At 56.8% G+C, this 17773-nt stretch carries 17 protein-coding genes; 12 read left to right on the top strand and 5 right to left on the bottom strand.

Annotated features, from left to right (window positions below; genetic code table 11):
* Positions 1-22: 22 nt before the first annotated feature.
* Positions 23-682 carry an energy transducer TonB gene (locus ACFCXQ_RS02595; RefSeq protein ID WP_379552796.1) on the bottom strand — a complete coding sequence of 220 codons (660 nt, stop codon included), beginning with the start codon at positions 680-682 and terminating at the stop codon, positions 23-25.
* Positions 683-1014: 332 nt separating this feature from the next.
* Between ACFCXQ_RS02595 and ACFCXQ_RS02590 the strand changes: the two genes are divergently transcribed.
* The 4 genes from ACFCXQ_RS02590 (at position 1015) to ACFCXQ_RS02575 (ending at position 4908) form a co-directional block, all read left to right on the top strand.
* Positions 1015-1881 (top strand): hypothetical protein, encoded by an 867-nt coding sequence (locus ACFCXQ_RS02590; protein WP_379552794.1) that lies wholly within the window; start codon positions 1015-1017, stop codon positions 1879-1881.
* Between the two features lie 103 nt (positions 1882-1984).
* Positions 1985-2407: an acyl-CoA thioesterase gene (locus tag ACFCXQ_RS02585; protein WP_379552792.1), complete on the top strand. Its 423-nt coding sequence runs from the start codon at positions 1985-1987 to the stop codon at positions 2405-2407.
* Positions 2400-3725, top strand: a complete 1326-nt coding sequence (locus ACFCXQ_RS02580; protein ID WP_379552790.1) for a homoserine dehydrogenase — start codon at positions 2400-2402, stop codon at positions 3723-3725. Before ACFCXQ_RS02585 ends, ACFCXQ_RS02580 begins: the two co-directional genes overlap by 8 nt.
* Before the next feature lie 163 nt (positions 3726-3888).
* Positions 3889-4908 (top strand): hypothetical protein, encoded by a 1020-nt coding sequence (locus tag ACFCXQ_RS02575; protein WP_379552788.1) that lies wholly within the window; start codon positions 3889-3891, stop codon positions 4906-4908.
* A gap of 13 nt (positions 4909-4921) precedes the next feature.
* On the opposite strand, the gene ACFCXQ_RS02570 is transcribed toward ACFCXQ_RS02575, so the two are convergent.
* Entirely contained in the window at positions 4922-5575 is a 654-nt protein-coding gene (locus tag ACFCXQ_RS02570) for a hypothetical protein (RefSeq protein ID WP_379552786.1), read from the bottom strand.
* 158 nt (positions 5576-5733) lie between these two features.
* Here ACFCXQ_RS02570 and glpX point away from each other — a divergent pair, with 158 nt between their 5' ends.
* Positions 5734-6702 (top strand): class II fructose-bisphosphatase, encoded by a 969-nt coding sequence (gene glpX / locus ACFCXQ_RS02565; RefSeq protein WP_379552784.1) that lies wholly within the window; start codon positions 5734-5736, stop codon positions 6700-6702.
* Positions 6703-7029: 327 nt separating this feature from the next.
* Here glpX and ACFCXQ_RS02560 read toward each other — a convergent pair whose 3' ends face one another.
* On the bottom strand, positions 7030-7395 hold the full coding sequence (locus ACFCXQ_RS02560; RefSeq protein WP_379552782.1) for a hypothetical protein: 366 nt from the start codon (positions 7393-7395) through the stop codon (positions 7030-7032).
* Between the two features lie 263 nt (positions 7396-7658).
* Here ACFCXQ_RS02560 and ACFCXQ_RS02555 point away from each other — a divergent pair, with 263 nt between their 5' ends.
* A complete protein-coding gene (locus ACFCXQ_RS02555; protein ID WP_379552780.1) occupies positions 7659-9239 on the top strand; it encodes a hypothetical protein in 1581 nt (526 codons plus the stop codon).
* Between the two features lie 130 nt (positions 9240-9369).
* On the top strand, positions 9370-12075 hold the full coding sequence (locus ACFCXQ_RS02550; protein WP_379552778.1) for a TonB-dependent receptor domain-containing protein: 2706 nt from the start codon (positions 9370-9372) through the stop codon (positions 12073-12075).
* 9 nt (positions 12076-12084) lie between these two features.
* Here ACFCXQ_RS02550 and ACFCXQ_RS02545 read toward each other — a convergent pair whose 3' ends face one another.
* On the bottom strand, positions 12085-12759 hold the full coding sequence (locus ACFCXQ_RS02545) for a response regulator transcription factor (protein WP_379552776.1): 675 nt from the start codon (positions 12757-12759) through the stop codon (positions 12085-12087).
* Positions 12760-13078: 319 nt separating this feature from the next.
* Here ACFCXQ_RS02545 and ACFCXQ_RS02540 point away from each other — a divergent pair, with 319 nt between their 5' ends.
* Positions 13079-14014 carry a ribose-phosphate pyrophosphokinase gene (locus tag ACFCXQ_RS02540; RefSeq protein ID WP_379552774.1) on the top strand — a complete coding sequence of 312 codons (936 nt, stop codon included), beginning with the start codon at positions 13079-13081 and terminating at the stop codon, positions 14012-14014.
* 12 nt (positions 14015-14026) lie between these two features.
* Here the strand turns inward: ACFCXQ_RS02540 and ACFCXQ_RS02535 are convergent, their stop codons facing one another.
* Complete coding sequence (locus tag ACFCXQ_RS02535) at positions 14027-14983, bottom strand: helix-turn-helix transcriptional regulator (protein ID WP_379552772.1); 957 nt, start codon at positions 14981-14983, stop codon at positions 14027-14029.
* A gap of 132 nt (positions 14984-15115) precedes the next feature.
* Here ACFCXQ_RS02535 and hisN point away from each other — a divergent pair, with 132 nt between their 5' ends.
* The 4 genes from hisN to ACFCXQ_RS02515 all read left to right on the top strand — a co-directional run bounded on the left by hisN (position 15116) and on the right by ACFCXQ_RS02515 (position 17739).
* Positions 15116-15898: a histidinol-phosphatase gene (gene hisN / locus ACFCXQ_RS02530; protein ID WP_379552770.1), complete on the top strand. Its 783-nt coding sequence runs from the start codon at positions 15116-15118 to the stop codon at positions 15896-15898.
* Positions 15899-16062: 164 nt separating this feature from the next.
* Positions 16063-16548, top strand: a complete 486-nt coding sequence (locus ACFCXQ_RS02525; protein ID WP_379552768.1) for a hypothetical protein — start codon at positions 16063-16065, stop codon at positions 16546-16548.
* 67 nt (positions 16549-16615) lie between these two features.
* Positions 16616-16990, top strand: a complete 375-nt coding sequence (locus tag ACFCXQ_RS02520; RefSeq protein WP_379552766.1) for a hypothetical protein — start codon at positions 16616-16618, stop codon at positions 16988-16990.
* Positions 16991-17022: 32 nt separating this feature from the next.
* Entirely contained in the window at positions 17023-17739 is a 717-nt protein-coding gene (locus ACFCXQ_RS02515; protein ID WP_379552764.1) for a C39 family peptidase, read from the top strand.
* Positions 17740-17773: the final 34 nt, after the last annotated feature.

Below are 17773 nucleotides of genomic sequence, written 5' to 3'. Positions count from 1 at the left end.
CTAAGCGGGAAATGAGTTCGGTTTAATTAAGCCGATATACAATTGCGGTAGAATAGCTGCCCGTGGTTGGGTTGCCTGCATCGTCCAGCGCTTCATTGAAGCGAGCATAACGCTGCATACCCTTACACGCTGCATCATCCAGAACGCTCGATCCGCTAGAGCGAGTAACGCGGCATCCTGATACGCGGCCATTGGCGCCAACTGTAACAGAAACACCAACCGTACCTTCCACTTCTTCACGCAATGCACGTGAAGGATAATTCTCTTGGATCCGGCGTGCCCAGCGGGCCTGGCCCTTCGGCGTTGCACCGCGTGCTTGCGATGGCGGTGCTGGCGGCGGCGCCGGCGGTGCAGGCGGATTGATAACGGCGACAGGCGGTGCTGGCGGCGGAATTTCCGTCTGCGTCACGATTGGCGGCGGTGCCGGTGCAATGTTAATTGGTGGAGGCGGCGCAACTGGCGGCGGCGGAGCGTCAGGCTCTGGCGGCGGCGGTTCATCCGGCTCTTCCTCAGGTGGTGGTGGCTCTTCAACGTCAATCGTGGTTACGCGCTCAATCACTTCCACAGCGGCGCTATACGCCAGGCCAGTAACCAGGGCGTAAGCAAGTCCGATATGAATGAGCGCAACAATAATAATCGCAACAATGCGATTGCTGCTCATCTCTTGGTCAGCATATGCCATTCGGTAGCATTACTCCATCGTTCCGCACCGGGGACCCCCGGCAGGTAAAAGCGCCGCTAAAGACGAAATTCGCCTTTCACAAGCGCCGAATTCTTCCCATCCACGCGTGTTTCGTCCCAGTAGAGAGTTTTGGCTTTCGCCACCCCAAGTTCCCCAAAGGAAAATCCATACGCGGATCTGCCTAGGCTGTGTTGTGTTTTTGCCTCGACAGTCCTGTTCTTTAGCCATCAAGACGGGCCATCGCAAACGCTTTATCAGTTAAGCGGCGATTCAGGACACATAGGCTTCTCCACTCGAGCCTGCGCCGCAACAATGTTAGCAAGGACCACTTAATGCGCCGAATAAAGACAAACCCCTCGGTAGCCGCCGCCCTCGTTGCGGCCTGCCTGGTGATGGGTGGAATCGCCGCATCTCCCCTCGGTGCACAGCCTTCCAGCGCGGCGGCATCGCAGGCCGTTCCAACCTATGCTGATCTGGCTGATTTGTCCGATGCCGCCAGCCTTGTGATTCGGGCGAAAGTTCGCCGTCAGGCAGCTCTGAAACCCGAGCGAGCGCCCGATGTGCCAGCCGATATGGTGCGCCTTTATATCGAGGCGGAGACTATTTCTTTGCTGTCTGGGAGCGTCCCGATCGGCGAATCGCTTACCTATCTGGTCGATCTTCCGCGCACCGCAAAAGGTAAGCCGCCTAAGCTCAAAAAGACCGAGGTAATTGTGTTTGCGCGGCCCGTGCCCAGGTCGCAAACGCAGCTCCAACTGGTTGATCCTTCCGCTCAGCTTGTCTGGTCGCCTCAGCTCGAAGGCCGGCTACGCCCGATCTTGTCGGAATTCGTGGCCAATGATGCGCCCCCGCGAATCGCCAGCGTGCGTGATGCCTTGTCGATTGCTGGCAATCTAGTGGGCGAATCAGAGACGCAGTTATTCCTTGAGACCGCAGATAACAGCCCGGCAGCCATCACCGTAACGCGCCGCCCCGGGCAGGCACCGCGATGGGGCGTTTCTTTCTCTGAATTGGTTGATCAATCAGCAAGACCGCCGGAGCGCGGAACACTTGCTTGGTATCGGCTGGCGTGCAGCCTCCCGGCGCGTTTACCGCCTCAGGCCAATCTCGCCCGCAATGCCGATGACCGCGCGCGAACAGAGTCGGATTATGTCTTTGTGATGCAAGCGCTTGGGCCCTGTGAACGAAATCGAAGTTAGAGCAAGCCGGATCAAAGCACAGCGCGCCGTCGCAATCGCGGCTTAGGCCGCTGCAAGACAAAGTGGTTCCCTTCCTTCCGGGCGGTCCGCTAGGGGGCCAAGCATGGATCCTTTCACACATAGATTTCGCGTGCGCTATGCCGAGCTCGACCCGCAAGCGGTCGTCTTCAATTCGCGCTATCTTGAATATGCCGATATTCTGGTAACGGAATTTTTCCGCAGCGCACACGCCAATGGGATGCCGCAAGATTTGGAATTTCACGTCCGCCGCGCTGAGGTTGATTTTCTCAAACCGATTCGCGCTGATGAAGAGATTGAGGGTCAGCTGACGATCGACCGGATTGGCAATTCAAGCATGGCGATGACGATCTCGCTTGATGGTGCGGGTGGTGGCCCTGCGGATCGCCGAGCGATTGTAACGCTGCTGCAGGTGCATGTTGACCTCGCCAGCGGTGAGCCGCTTCGCATCCCTGATGCATTGCGCACCGCCTTTGGTTTCGAGTTGGAGGGCGCGGCACATGGCTGATGCCTCAACCACTAAACCACTCCGGATTGGCCTTGCAGGCCTCGGAACAGTCGGCATTGGCGTGCTGCGACTGCTCGAGGAAAACCGGACAACGATTGAAGCGCGCGCTGGGCGGGCTTTGCAAGTGGTCACCGTGAACGCGCGCGACAAAACCAAGGATCGCGGCTTTGATTTGAGCGGCATGGCTTGGGCCGACGACATGGTGGATCTGGCAAGCCGCGATGATGTGGACGTTGTTGCTGAGCTGGTCGGCGGGTCTGAAGGGCCTGCGCTGGATTTGACGCGCGCGGCGCTCGCCAGCGGCAAAGGCGTGGTCACTGCTAACAAAGCGATGATCGCGCATCACGGGCTTGAGCTTGCCAAGCTTGGCGCGGCAAATGGTGCGGCGCTGAAGTTTGAGGCTGCAGTTGCAGGCGGCATTCCGGTGGTTAAGGGACTGCGCGAAGGGGCAAGCGCGAATCGGATTGAGCGGATTTACGGCATTCTCAATGGCACTTGCAATTTCATCCTCTCAGAGATGGAAAAGAGTGGGGCCGATTTTGCCGATGTCCTCAAGGAAGCTCAGGAGATGGGCTATGCTGAGGCGGACCCGAGCTTTGATATTGGCGGCATTGATGCCGCGCATAAGCTCGCCATCCTCGCTTCAATCGGCTTTGGCGCTCAGATTGATTTTGATGCGGTCGCAACCAGCGGCATTACCGAAGTGCGTGCCGCTGATATCGCTCAGGCCAAGGCGCTTGGCTTTGTGATTCGGCTGATCGGCGTTGCTGATTGCGATATTGGCGAAGCGGGCACTAGCCGCATGCTCCAGCGTGTGAGGCCATGCCTTGTGCCAAAGCGGCACCCGCTCGCGCATGTCACCGGGCCCACAAATGCGGTGGTGGCAGAAGGCAATTTCTCCGGGCGGCTTTTGTTCCAAGGCGCTGGCGCAGGCGAAGGCCCCACGGCCAGCGCAGTGGTGGCCGATATTATCGACATTGCCCGCGGCGATATAGGCGCGCCTTTCTCGCTGCCGGTTGACGATTTGGTGCACATGGCCCCAGCTGATCCCGGCGGACGTGTGGGCCGAGATTATATCCGCTTCACAGTTTCTGATCGTCCTGGCGTGCTCGCCGAGATTACTGCTGCGATGCGCGATGCGGGTGTTTCTATTGAAAGCCTGATTCAGCAGGGGCGCGAAAGTGCGGGCAGCGAAGTGCTGGTGGCGATGGTCACACACGAAGGGCCCGAGCGCCATGTTGGCAAAGCTCTGGAATTGCTTGATGGCTCGCCGAGCCTGACGGCCAGTCCCTTGGTATTGCCGATTTTGCGGGATTAGCGGGGCGCAATTTTTTGCAACTGGCCTGAGAAAGCCCGCTAAACCAAATCTTACCGCGTCGCTAACCAAACATTGACTAGTTTTGGTTAAGCCCTGCAACCAGTGAGGAGTGCGGGCACGCCGATGGACATTGGCTTGCGCTCCTTGCGAAGGAGCAAGGACGGTGAAGCTAAGACTGCTTGTCGTGGCGATATTGTTACAGCTGCTGTTTGCGGCCGCTCCCGCCCGCGCGCAGCTTGTGATCTATCAGGACGATTTCAACGCCGGAGCTAGCGGCTGGTCCAGCAACACCAACGAATCGAACCCCATTACCGGCGGTTTCTTAGGGCGGTTCCGGCCCGGCTCACCCTCGCTTAGCACCAGCCGAACATTTGGAGTTCCTCCCAGCATAGAGACTGTCGTCATCGAGTTCGACTTTTTGGAAATTGACAGCTGGGATGGCGATCAGGGCGATGAATTTGCAGTCAATATCAATGGCACGCAAATCTTCAGCCTGCCGTTCCTGCATGAAGGGCGCGCTGGAACCGACGGGAATGATGCCGCGCGGTCCGGAACCACAGGCAATGTTAACTGGTCCGTCAACCCAACAACAGACAACACCATTGTGCTAGGCTTTACCTCCCGGTGGAACGATCAGATCCACCGCGTCCGCCTGCAGATCATCAGCCCGCCGCCCTCTCTCGCGCTTACACTTATTGCGGATATTGATCAGTCAGACGAAGCGGTTGGCATCGATAATATTTCAGTCATTGGCTATGCGGCTCCGGTCGTGACGCTGGCCAAGACTTCTTCGATTTCTGCGGCCACAAACGGATTTCCCATCCCAGGCGCAGAAGTCAGCTACGTGGTGACTTTGACCAGCAATGGCGAGCAGCTCGACGATGGCTCAATCATCATCACCGATCTGCTGCCGGCTGAAACATCGCTGTTTACTGGTGATCTAGGTGGCAGCGGGAGCCCGGTGATTTTTCGCGACACGTCATCGTCGGGGCTTACCTGCTGCACCTCAGGCCAAATCAGCTATTCAACATCGACTTCGCCCGCGGGTCCGTTCAATTACACGCCCAACGGGGCATTTGACCCCAACGTTCGGCAAATCCGCATCGCGCCGAGCGGCGCTATGCGCAACAGTTCTGCCATCACGAGCGAGGTTGAATTTGAGATGCTCACCCGCATTGAATGAGGTAAAGTGGGAGCTAGTCTGCGGTTTCAAAGTCCGGTTTCGGCGGCAATGCCAGCTCCGCTTCGGTGATGCGCTCTTGCTCATCAGGCTCCGGTGCGATTTGTGGTGGCGGTGCGGCCATTGGATCGCGCAGCTTTGCAATCGGCGGGGACAGCGGTGTCCCATCATCATTGCCGAGCGGAGGCAGGCCGCGCCCAACCCGATCAGCATCTGATCCCGGCGGTGCTTCGGGAATTGCTTTGAGGTCAATCAACTCCGGCATTGGCGGAGGGCATGAGCCCGGCAGACAGCCGCCGCCGGCCGTCGCTGGCCCGCGGAAGATCCCAGGGCCTGCAAAGTCTGCTGGCAAGCCTTTTGGTAGGCCAAAGTTGTCGATCTGTTCCTGCCTGGAGCGTGTGTCTGAATTGTAATCATCTGAATAGCGATAGGAGCTGTCGTCCGTGATTTCACGGCAGACGATAATCTCGCCTGACAAAATCGCGGCTTCTTGTTCTTCATCACATAATTCGACCAGTCTCTGATCGGCTGGCGGTTCGATAAGAATATCGATGCGTTCTTCAGGGCTTGTAGCTTGAGGGTCAGTTTCTTGCGCGGCCAGAGGCTGTGCCAAGGGTGGGACAAGTGCCAGCACCGCCGCTGCAGCAATACCAAAAGTAAGATTTGGCAAACGTATTGTCCCAGCCGGTGATCGTGTCAGCAATGGGCGTGTCACTTTACTCGACAATGCCCCACTCCTGCGTCTATCGGCACACATTAAAGGGTGCAGCTGTCTATCGCTGCACCATCTTAGCTGGCCCACAACAGGCAATAGGGACTGAACTCATCATGAATTCTTCTGACAATCCAATCGACCGCGTGCTTGTTTTGGAGATGGTCCGCGTCACCGAGGCCGCCGCCGTTGCTGCTTCGCAGCTGATCGGGCGCGGCGATGAAAAGGCGGCCGATGCTGCCGCGGTTGAGGCCATGCGCAAAGCGTTTGACGAGCTTTATATGGACGGTACTGTGGTTATTGGAGAGGGCGAGCGCGATGAAGCTCCGATGCTTTACATCGGCGAGAAGGTCGGCGGCGCGCCGGGCACAGGCCCCAAGATCGACATTGCGCTTGATCCGCTGGAAGGCACCACGATTACTGCCAAAGCAGGCCCCAACGCGCTGGCTGTGCTGGCGGCGGCAGAAGAAGGCAATTTGCTGAACGCACCCGATGTATACATGGACAAGCTGGCAGTTGGACCGGGCTATCCCGAAGGCATTATTGACCTTGCCAAGACGCCCACGGAAAATGTGAAGGCGGTGGCCGAAGCAAAGGGCGTGAAGCCCAAGCACATCAATGTCTGTGTGCTTGACCGTCCGCGCCATGCACCGATCATCGAAGAGCTGCGGGCAATTGGTTGCGGCGTAGTGCTGATTGGCGATGGTGACGTCGCTGGCGTCATCGCGGTGACCGATGAGGACACCACCATCGACATGTATATGGGGCAGGGCGGAGCGCCTGAAGGCGTACTCGCAGCAGCCGCGCTGCGCTGTGTCGGCGGACAATTCAATGGACGCCTGCTCTTCCGTAATGATGACGAGCGTTCGCGCGCCCGCAAATGGGGCATTGAGGATCTCGATCGGATTTACACCTTGAATGAGCTGGCCAAGGGTGACTGCATCTTTGCCGCCACTGGCGTGACAGCAGGTTCTTTGCTCGACGGTGTTAAGTATCGCCGCGATGGCCGGATGACGACGGAGAGCGTGGTGATGCGCTCCTCATCCGGTACAGTGCGCTGGATCAAAGGCGAGCATAATCGGTAACAGTCCAGCTGATGGGGGCGGCGCGGCTAAATGGGTAGGCGGTCCTGCGCACCTTTGTTGAGGAAAGTGGGCGCTGGATCAAAGGCGAGCATCGCGGGAAGTAGGGGAGACCGGGTGACTGAGTGCCGCGCTGTCCGCTTACGACCCAGACACGGACATTCAGAGAAACGAAGCCCATACTCATCAAGGCTGACAACCGTCATGCATGTTTCAGGGAATGCTTCGGGTCTCTAAGTCGGAACAAAAGCAGCGACCTATACACGCGCAGCGCGCATCGCCCATAGCGACAGACGTATTTCAGTGAGTTCTCAACTTATCCCAGAACACTCACCGTAGGCTAAGCGCGAAATATCTCTCAAATTCGCCGCGATCCAGCATGGAGATTGCTTTGCGAGCGAGCCTGCGGGAATCCACCCAGTCGCCTTCGGCTGTTTCGAGCTCAACGCGCTCTTTATGTGCAATCACCGCCTGGAATAGCGCGCGTGCGGCATCGTAATCGCCTGTCCGTGCCCGCGCGATCCCGAGGTTGATCAGCCGAGCTGGATCATCAGCATCAAGCTCTGAATTGCTTTCGATTTGCTCGATAGCAGCATGATTGCGCCCTTCCAGCAGAGCATCTTGAGCTACGTGAGCAGAAGCCATTGCAGGCGCTTGGGCCATCATTGTAGCAAGCGCGATTTCGAACAGTGCCATTGAGCCTCTCCATATCTCTTATGACCTTAGAGAACCACAGGAAGGAGCGGCATGCAACAAAACTGTAACACTGTCATATTTCTGTAACTGAAGAGCGAGCGGAGCGTGCGGACTCGGCCAAGACGCCTACAGAACACGCCTTGTCGCAAACCTGAAACGTAGCCGTCACAATCAAACACAAACTGTCACAGGATGATCCTAGCTGGCGAGTCGCGTCTCTTCTGACGTTCTCTTTTCACACCGGTTTTAGGGGACCGAAACTCGTGACCACTTTATATCGCTCGCTCATTCTTGGCTCTAGCGCACTGGCTCTCGCGAGCTGCGGCGCAGACGAAATTGTTTCCCCCGGCACAGGCGGCAACATCACCATTAATAACCCGCCTGCCACTACGACGCCGCCGACAACCCCAACCCCTCCTCCGGCGACTACCTTGGTCACACCAGCAGCGGGTTGCCCGACCATTTCCAACCCAGATCAGCTTACCGATGCAGGCACAATAACCGGCCCAACCGGCGAATATCGCATTTGCACACTGCCAGCGCGCTTTGATGCCTCAAGCACGCTGCCACAGGTTGACGGCTTGCTGTACTTCATGAGTGACCGCGTTGACGTGGGCACTGACGGCGGCCCAGCCCCTGACAACTCAGATGGCCTTGATGACACAGACGTTACGCTGACCATTGATCCCGGCGTGATTATCTACGCCCAAGGCGCCGCCTTCCTCATGGTCAATCGCGGCAATGAAATCGAGGCAGTCGGCACACAGGCGGACCCAATTATTTTCACCAGCATCGACAATGTCCAAGGACTGAACAACGTCAACTCTTCCGGCCAATGGGGCGGCGTAGTCCTAGGCGGACGCGCACCAGTGACCGATTGTATCGCTCCTGGCGCTACTCCGGGCTCGGTTAACTGCGAACGCCAGGTTGAAGGCGCCGCACAGCCAGCCATTTTCGGTGGCGCGACACCCGACGATAGCTCGGGCACAATGAGCTATGTGCAAATCCGCTACTCAGGCTTCGTTTTGTCCGGCGACAATGAGCTGCAGGCCCTGACCACCGGCGGCACAGGCTCCGGCACAACGTTCAACAACATCATGAGCTACAACAGCTCGGATGACGGCGTTGAGTTCTTTGGCGGCTTCGTCGACATGCAGAACCTCATCGTGGTTGGTGCTGAAGACGATTCTATTGACACCGACACCGGCGTTAAAACCAATCTGCAATATGTGATTGCCGTGCAGCGATCCGGCGCTGGCGACACAATCATCGAAGCGGATTCGAACAACGGACTCGAAGATCAAACCCCGCGTCAGAACACGCAGATCTCAAATGCTACCTTCATCCAGAACCGCAGCGACGACCAGGTGGTGCGTATTCGCGGAGGTACAGACTATGCGATTGTGAACTCGGTCATCTTCGACAACACAGGAGGCACAGCTTGCCTGCGCGTCGACCTTACCGAAACAATCCGCGCAGCTGACCCTGGCCTTGATGATGTTGGCCCTCCGACGTTCGAATCGCTTGTGCTCGACTGCGCGACTGATTTCCGTGACGGTTCAGGCGGCATCACCGCCGCTCAAACTCAAGGCATCTTTGATGCAGGCAGCAATAACAATGCAAGCTTCGTCAACACGCTGACTATGACCTTTGTGAACGGCGCAAATGAAAATGCGGTCGCGGTGTTTGACCCAACTGCGCTCAGCACGTTCTTTGAGGTACCAAGCAACATTGGCGCGGTCTTCCCGGGCAATGACACCTGGATCAATGGCTGGACGTGTAACTCTGCGACGGTGACGTTTGATGCCGCCGTCAGCGATTGCACCTCGCTGCCAACCGGCTGATTAATCAGAGAAATCGGGAGAGCGAACGGTTTGCATAGAGCAGGCCTCCTGCTCTCCCGATCCGCATTTACGGGCCTAGTGAACCGGCCTGAATTGATCTGTTGACCTAAACTTGAGGGGGTCAAATATTATGTCATCCGGCAAGCGGCTTGCAGGCCTGCTGCTTCTCACCACCGCATTGTCGGTACCCAGCATTGTTGCTGCACAAGATACACAGGAAACGCCCGATCCTTTGGCGGACGCTGTTGCAGCTAATCAAGAGGACGAGGAGCAGGCTGAACAACCTGAAATCTCCATCCCTGGTGGTGGAAATTCGATCATTGTCACGGGCCGCAGGCGCACCGATGTTCAACGCTCCTCATCGCAAGTTGTCTCGGTCCTCAGCTCAGAACAAATCGCTCGGACCGGCGAGGGCGATATCGCCGGTGCGCTGAACCGCGTGACCGGACTGTCTACCGTTGGCAATGGCCTCGTCTTCGTTCGCGGTCTGGGTGACCGCTATTCGCTGGCACTGCTTAATGGTTTGCCGCTGCCTTCCCCTCAGCCTCTCAGCCGTGTGGTCCCGCTCGACATTTTCCCGACTAGCGTGGTCGCATCCAGCCTCGTCCAAAAAACCTATTCAGCAAACTTTCCGGGCGAATTTGGCGGGGGGGTGATCAACCTCACCACCCGCGCCATCCCTGATGAGAGCTTCCTTAAAATCAGCGGCGGCGTTAGCGGAGATACGGTGACCACCTTGTCCGACGGGCTCACATATTTCGGCTCGGATACCGACTGGACCGGCTTTGACGATGGCCGCCGCGACATTCGCCCTGCGCTGCAAAATTTCCTCGATAGCGGTGCGCGCATCAGCGATGCTGGCGTTGATACGCAGGGTATTCTCCTTGAGCTCGGTGATCCAAATTTGGTGCTGGTTCAGCGCAATGGCGATATTCCCGCCAACTTCTCCGGCAGCCTCACCGCAGGCACGAGCTTCGACTTTGGCGAGACTGGGCGTCTTGGCGTCATTGCCACTGCATCGCTCAGCAACAAATGGCGCACCCGCGCCATTACATCGCAAACAGCTGTAAATGCTGATCTTGATCTCGACACCGACTTTATCGAAACCGTCACCGATCAGCGCATTCTGGCCAACGCATTGCTCGGCTTTGGTCTCGAAATTGGCGACCATCAATTCCGCGTAACCAATGTGTTCATCCGCGATTCCCTGAAACGCGCAGCCATTGAACTTGGCACAGATTTTCAGGATGAGGACACTGAGCTCAACCAGAGCACGGCCTGGTTTGAGCGGCAATTGTTCAACACGCAATTTGTCGGTGAGCTGGAATTTGGTGATCTTTCGGTCGATTTGCGTGCAGGCTATGCGCAAACACAGCGCGAAGCCCCGTTTGAATGGGACTTCAGCTATGTTGCGACAAACAATGCGAACGATCCAACGGGCGAGCTGTTCCTCAATACGCTGGATCCGCAGCGCGGCGGCGCGATCGTCTCCTTCTCCGATCTAGAAGAAGATCTCTATTACGGCGGCATCGACCTCAGCTATACGTTCAACAGTTGGCTCTCAGCCACCATTGGCTATGCCTATACAGACACCGAGCGGGTCTCCAGCCGCCGCGAGTTTGACGTTCGCGCATCAACCGGTTTTCCAGACATTTTCGGTTCCTTCCGCCCTGACCTCTTGTTTGGCGATGCCATAATCAACCTGGGTTTTGACCCAGAAGCTCAGGCTGCAGCAGGTGTCGGGCCGTTCGAGTTTGACATTTTTGAAACGACGCAAGCTGATCCTGCCTTTGTCGCTGCGCTCGAAGTGCAGGCCGCGTATGGCCTGCTCAGGCTTAACCCGTTTGATACGATCACCTTGGATGTTGGCGTGCGATATGAAGACGCCACACAATCGGTGACCCCGCTTGAAGTATTCGAAACACCAACCAATTCCGGCAGCGCGACGTTCCTCGACAATGACTATTTTTTGCCTTCAGCCACAGTGACGTGGGAAGCCAGCGACCGTCTGCAATTCCGCGCCAGCGCCTCGCGCACCATCGCGCGGCCGCAATTCCGGGAGCTGATTTTCCAAACCTATTTTGACCCAGAAACCAACCGCCAGTTCAACGGTAATCCCTCGCTGATCGATAGCGAATTGCTGAACTTTGAAGTACGCGGTGAATATTACATCGGTAGCCAAGGACGAGTGAGCCTGGCGGGTTTCTACAAGGATATCGACAACCCGATTGAGGTTTTCTCCAGCTTCTCCGACAATGACCAGATCAATGGCTTTGCCAATGCTCCCAGTGCGACTTTGTTCGGCGCTGAGCTTGAGGCACAGTATAATTTTGACCTGTTTGATTTAGGTGGCTGGTTCGAGACCAAAGAACTCGTGGTGGTGAGCAATTACACTTTCACCAATTCCGAGCTCAAAGTCAGCGATAGCGACATTGCGCGGGTTTTCCCCTTCGCGGATCAGCCCGCCACTAACTTCTTCCGCGATGGGGTTCCGCTGACCGGGCAATCCGATCACTTGGTCAACTTCCAGCTGGGTCTGGAAGACACAGACAAGCTGCAACAGATCACTATGCTTGTGAATTATGCGAGCGAGCGGGTGACCAGCCGGGGCACTGCTGCATTGCCTGATATTGTCGAGGATCCTGGCCTGAGGCTTGATCTGGTCGCTCGCCAGGGCTTCACTCTGGGAGGCACGGAGATGGAGTTGAAAGCCGAGGCCCGCAACATCCTTGGCCGCGATAATTTCGAGTTTCAGTCAAACGGAACGAACCGAATTGAGATCAACAGCTATCAGGTGGGAACCAGCTTCTCGCTGTCACTGTCGGCGGAGTTCTAATGCACGCCTTTAGGGCGTGTCGAAAACATATCCCATAGAGCGGACGGTGCGCAGAATATCGCCTGCACCCACCTTCCGAAAGGCGCGGCGCAAACGGCCAATCCAGACGTCCACTGTCCGCTCATCAATTGCCGGTTCGCGCTTGCCGAGGCCATCGATCAGCTGTTGTCTGGTGAGTACGCGATCGGGGTTCTCCGCGAAAAAGCGCAGCAAACGAAATTCATTGGGCCTTATCGGCAAAGGCTCATCATTCCAGCGTGCCTGCAAGGATGCCAGATTGATGGTGAGCGGTCCGCGTTCAATCAGATCTGCGCTGCTCCGCTGTTCCAAGTCGCCATGAACCGCCATCACCCGATCAAGCACCACGGTGCGGTCAATCGGCCCGACCACATAGTCATCCGCGCCCGCCTTTAGCGCACGGCGCCTATCCTCGGCATCATCCTCTTCGAGCACCATAGTGATATGGGCGTCGGAAAGTTGGTCGCTCGCGCGTAGACGGCGGCACATCTCCAGCCCGGCCATATCCGGCATCACCCAGTCAACGAAAATACACGCTGATCCCTCGACCAAACGGCGCGGGCCAGCTTGGTCAATCTGGCCAAAAACATATTCATGATCACCGAGGCTAAGATCCTCGAAGCTCTCAACAATCTCGTTGGTCAGAAAGATATTAACGACGCGCATTGGTCCCCGCCTCAGTTGGCGACCGGAATGACTGCGCAATGTGACCCGATTGTTACGATGAGCGCCCGAAAGGCCTGATTTTGATGACCAGAGCAACTTTCAGCTGAGAACTTGGGGGGACTTGCTAACTTAGAAGTCTGCTTGCACCCCCAATTTCGGGCACCAAACTTTAGTCGAGAATGACGAAAGCAGTCGTTCGGGACTGTCGGCGATGGGCGGCTTCTTTGTTCATCTGAGGACAAAGCGACCTGACCTCTGTTGCATTCGCATGACCGTAGGCTAGTCGGTCTTTATCAACTGCACGCGGGGATTCGCACCGATGAAGATCATGGCCGCCAATTCGAACTTGCCGCTCGCCCGCGCGATCGCTGGCTATCTCGAAATGCAACTAACCGATGCAAGCGTGCGCCGCTTCGCTGATGAAGAGATCTTCATTGAGATCCACGAAAACGTGCGCGGCGAAGATGTGTTCGTGGTCCAGTCAACCAGCTTTCCGGCCAATGATAATCTGATGGAACTCTTGATCAGTATCGATGCCTTGCGGCGGGCATCTGCGCGGCGGATTACAGCGGTGGTCCCCTATTTCGGCTATGCCCGCCAAGATCGGAAGCCTGGCCCGCGCACCCCCATCTCCGCCAAGCTGGTGGCCAATTTGATCACTCAAGCTGGGGCTGACCGCGTGCTTTCGGTAGATTTGCATGCAGGCCAAATCCAGGGCTTCTTCGATATTCCAACCGACAACCTTTATGCTGCGCCGGTGATGGCCGCCGATATTCAGGCGCGCTACGGCGATCAGGATCTGATGGTGATCTCGCCTGATGTGGGCGGCGTGGTCCGCGCAAGAGCGCTGGCCAAGCGGCTTGGCAACGCCCCCCTGGCGATCGTTGATAAACGCCGCGACCGTCCTGGTGAGAGCGAAGTTATGAACATCATTGGCGATGTCTCGGGTCGCCACTGTATTATGATCGATGACATTATCGATTCCGGCGGCACGCTGTGTAATGCTGCATCTGCGCTGCTTGAGAACGGCGCAAAAAGTGTCGCGGCCTATATCACGCACGGCGTTTTGTCGGGCGGCGCAGTGGCCCGCATTGATGGGTCCGACCTTAAAGAGCTCGTCATTACAGATACGATCAACCCGACTGATGCCGCCATCGATTCGGAAAAGATCCGCACTCTTACGATTGCCCCGCTGATTGGTGAGGCAGTGCGGCGAATTGCAGATGAAAGCTCTGTTTCCAGCCTGTTTGACTAACTCGGCCTTCGCCTAATCAGCCTGCCAAGGCCTCTGGGCGCCTTCTGGCAGACGCTCCAATTCTTCTAACCGGCGCGCTTGACGCTGCTCCAGAGTAATGGTGAGCAATGGCCTTGGAACACTACGGAACTCGCGCGGCGTAAAGCCGAAGAATTTCGCAAACTCGCGGATCATGTGCGACTGATCGAAGTAGCGAAGGATCATCTCCTCCTCTTCCTCATCATCGGCCACTCCGCAAAGTTGGGCTGCGAAATCCAGCGCGCGGGCTCGCCGCAATACCTTCTTGGGCGGCATGCCGAAATCTCGCTTTACGAGCCGCTCTAGCTTGCGCAGGCTGATCCCATATTCTTCGGCAAAATCAGCCAGTACGAGGCTAGGGTCGGCAAATGCAGCCACTTCAAAATCGGTCGAGATCTTGTTTGGCGGTTCCGGATCGAGCTTGGCGATCACTCGGCGGATTGCTTCTTCCATCGCCAGATTCCATTCCTCCGGCGTATGCTGATCGGTCAAGGTGTCCCGAAAATCTGGACCCATGAGGCCGAATAGGTCGTTCTGTTCAATCCGGTCAACAATGTCATGGGCCGATCTTCCAAATAGCGCATGGAAAGCGCCCGCGCGCAGGCCGAAGCCTGCTGACATGATATCGCCCTCGCATGTGAGCGGCATAAATTTGGAATGCTGACCAAACAACAGCGCTTCGCGTTCATATTCGCCGTGCCCATCGAGCGTTTCCGCTGACCATTTGGCGTTGAAGATCGCGCGCACATAGACCAGATCGTTGCACATGCCGCATTCCATCTTCGTACCTGGCGGCAAATGGATCTTGGCGGCGACAAGGCGCGCTACCCATGGGCGCAAATCCTCGGCAGGCTGACGATTTTCTGAAAGGGGCGCGCCGGCCGATGACGTACCTGATACCGGTGCCATCCCCTTGCGCCAGATTTCAGCGTCACCCCCGGTGGATGCCATCGTTTACGACCCTCGAATCCCATCACTATGTAAAATATTGTAAACCAACCCGACGATTTTGTACAATTTTTTGTCGCTTGACCAGGCGGTGGTCATCCCGCATCCGCGCTGCGTCCCATCTAAGAGAGTGCAATGATTTCAATCGATGACCGTAATTTTGCCAATCGCTTGGCTGATGCTGCTGGTGCAGCCATACGCCCGCTCTTCCGCGGAGACTGGGAGGCGGAGCATAAGGAGGATCACTCGGCGGTAACCGAGGCCGATCGCGCGGCTGAGGCCGCTATGCGCGCGCTGATCGAAGCTGAGCGGCCCGATGATGGGATTATTGGCGAAGAATATGGCACGCATAATGAAGGCGCTGGACGCCAGTGGGTGCTTGATCCGATTGATGGCACGCAAAGCTTCGTCGCGGGCCGCCCGATCTTCGGTACGCTGATTGCACTGATGCAGGATGGCTGGCCGGTCCTGGGCGTCATTGACCAGCCGATCAACAAAGAGCGCTGGGCCGGCGTTATTGGCGAAGGCACAACGTTTAATGGCAAACCTGCCAGCACGCGTCGTTGCCGGGCGCTTGAGGGTGCTTCTGTAGCCACCACCAGCCCGCATTGCTTTGCTGAGAGTGAGGTCGATGCCTATCTGCGCGTCGTCGCCAAAGCATACCCAAACAACCCCTTCCCGGTGTATGGCGGCGATTGCTATAATTACGCTATGCTCGCCTCCGGTCATATCGACATTGTTATCGAGAGCGGCCTCAAGCTCTATGATTACGCCGCACTCGTGCCGGTGGTCGAAGGGGCAGGCGGATTGATGAGTGACTGGCAAGGCAATCCTCTTGATGCAGACAGTGATGGCAGCGTGTTGGCCATGGGCGAACCGGCCAGACTCGAGGAAATTCTCGAAGCTATGAATGCGTGAAATGAATGCGTGAAATTCCGGGAAAACCGCAGAAAACCGTCAAAAAGGGTCTAAAAATAACCTCTCCTTAACTGCATTGGTTTCCCATTCGCAAGAGTCTCCCTGCGTAAAACTACGGGGAAGCGAAGGCCATAAGGGTCCGGGATTCGCTAAGGAGACGATAGATGAAATACGCAACGATCGCTGCAGTCGCAGCTTTGGCAACAGGCTCAGCAGCGGTGGCACAAGATGCCGTAGTGGCTGCTGCTGACGAGACAGCGAACGCTGTTGTTATCGAAGACAGCTTTGACGATAACCGCGACTATGTTTTCGAAGATAGCTTCGATGACAACCGCGACTATGTCTTCGAAGATAGCTTCGACGATAACTCGGACAACATTAATCAGGGCGTTGGCTCTAACAAGCAATTCAACTTCAACGGCGCCGCTGTTGTAGCCGAATCTGCGCTGTCTAACGTCGTGACCGGCGTTGACGTCGACTATGACGATATCACTGACACTGCGCGTATCTCGAACAATCTGGTCAACCGCGGTAACTCGTTCCGCAACTATGCGGGCAACAACGCTCTCAACCAGAACACTGGCATCGGCGCATCGCAAAATGCGAGCGTAACGATCGCTGTGTCTGGCGACGGCTTCGGCGGTCAATAAGCGCTTTCGAGATGGTCTGCGCCGCACCCAGGTGCCGGCGCGGACGCTCGGAATTAGGAGAAAAGCTATGACAAAGATGAGCACAGCACTCGCGCTTGGATGCGCAATGCTTGCCGCTCCGGCGCTGGCTGAAGAAGCGCAACCGGTTGAAAAAGATCCGGTCGCTAAAGAAGCTCCGGCATTTGCCGATGCTAAGCCAATCACCGAGGGCAAGCTTGCCAAGATTGCTGGCCGTGAAGACCTGACTCAGCTGAACAATGCTGATTTGAAGAACTCGGTTGAAGGCAACGCCGTGGGCGACAATTCGAATACGGGCACGATTGCGTTCTCGGACAATGCGTTCAGCGAGATGAGCGGTTTGTCGATCGTGAATGCGAACACCGGTAATAATGCCGCGATTAACGCCTCTATTCAGGTGAACATCACGCTGCCGGGCAACTGAGCCAACACTTCAGTATGACAATGGATCGCATCATGAAATTGGCCCGCAGCGCTTTGGGGGCCGCAGCCGGAGGGCTTACGCTCTCCGCTTGCGCCGCTGTGCCAATGGATGATGGCCGGATTCAGCTTGCCACGCACCAAGGCGGGCTGACACTGGCTGGTGCGGCACCGCGCAGCATGATCGAGATGCGTTACAGCACCGTCGTCCGCCAGCAGTATGACTTCAGCTGCGGCTCGGCGGCACTCGCGACCTTGCTCACATACCATTATGGGCAAGACAGTCAGGAAGCCGATGTCTTTCAGGGCATGTGGCGCGATGGCGACCAGGCCGCGATCCAGCGGCAGGGTTTCTCGCTGCTCGACATGAAGCGCTATCTCGGCGCGCGCGGGGTTGACGCAAATGGTTACCAGGTCACGCTAGACCAGGTCCGCGAGGCCGAAGTTCCGGGCATCGCTTTGATCGCACCTGACGGTTACCGCCATTTCGTAGTGGTGAAGGGCATTGAGGACGGTTTCGTCCTCGTCGGGGATCCAGCGCTCGGTTTGCGCCGGATGGATCGCGACGAATTCGAAGAAACCTGGAACGGCGTTTATTTTGTCGTGACAGGCCGTGCAAATATTAACGGATATGGTTTTAATGAGGATGCGCAATGGGGCCGCGTCGCAGCATTTGGACCGGACCAGGGCGTGTTCCAGCCGTTGAGCCAGCAAGCGCTCACACTCACCGCGCCGGGCTATGGGGAATTTTAAGATGCGAGTTATTCGCTTTCTTTGTGCGTTATTC

The organism is Qipengyuania rhodophyticola (assembly GCF_042493225.1).
Classification (GTDB): Bacteria; Pseudomonadota; Alphaproteobacteria; order Sphingomonadales; family Sphingomonadaceae; genus Erythrobacter.
This window is presented reverse-complemented; position numbering and strand designations above follow the sequence as displayed.

Bases quoted from the DNA above. Each gene is read 5' to 3' on its own strand.
- ACFCXQ_RS02595 (WP_379552796.1), bottom strand. From the start codon at position 682: ATGGCATATGCTGACCAAGAGATGAGCAGCAATCGCATTGTTGCGATT.
- ACFCXQ_RS02590 (WP_379552794.1), top strand. From the start codon at position 1,015: ATGCGCCGAATAAAGACAAACCCCTCGGTAGCCGCCGCCCTCGTTGCG.
- ACFCXQ_RS02585 (WP_379552792.1), top strand. From the start codon at position 1,985: ATGGATCCTTTCACACATAGATTTCGCGTGCGCTATGCCGAGCTCGAC.
- ACFCXQ_RS02580 (WP_379552790.1), top strand. From the start codon at position 2,400: ATGGCTGATGCCTCAACCACTAAACCACTCCGGATTGGCCTTGCAGGC.
- glpX (WP_379552784.1), top strand. From the start codon at position 5,734: ATGAATTCTTCTGACAATCCAATCGACCGCGTGCTTGTTTTGGAGATG.
- ACFCXQ_RS02560 (WP_379552782.1), bottom strand. From the start codon at position 7,395: ATGGCACTGTTCGAAATCGCGCTTGCTACAATGATGGCCCAAGCGCCT.
- ACFCXQ_RS02550 (WP_379552778.1), top strand. From the start codon at position 9,370: ATGTCATCCGGCAAGCGGCTTGCAGGCCTGCTGCTTCTCACCACCGCA.
- ACFCXQ_RS02545 (WP_379552776.1), bottom strand. From the start codon at position 12,759: ATGCGCGTCGTTAATATCTTTCTGACCAACGAGATTGTTGAGAGCTTC.
- ACFCXQ_RS02540 (WP_379552774.1), top strand. From the start codon at position 13,079: ATGAAGATCATGGCCGCCAATTCGAACTTGCCGCTCGCCCGCGCGATC.
- ACFCXQ_RS02535 (WP_379552772.1), bottom strand. From the start codon at position 14,983: ATGGCATCCACCGGGGGTGACGCTGAAATCTGGCGCAAGGGGATGGCA.
- hisN (WP_379552770.1), top strand. From the start codon at position 15,116: ATGATTTCAATCGATGACCGTAATTTTGCCAATCGCTTGGCTGATGCT.
- ACFCXQ_RS02525 (WP_379552768.1), top strand. From the start codon at position 16,063: ATGAAATACGCAACGATCGCTGCAGTCGCAGCTTTGGCAACAGGCTCA.
- ACFCXQ_RS02520 (WP_379552766.1), top strand. From the start codon at position 16,616: ATGACAAAGATGAGCACAGCACTCGCGCTTGGATGCGCAATGCTTGCC.
- ACFCXQ_RS02515 (WP_379552764.1), top strand. From the start codon at position 17,023: ATGAAATTGGCCCGCAGCGCTTTGGGGGCCGCAGCCGGAGGGCTTACG.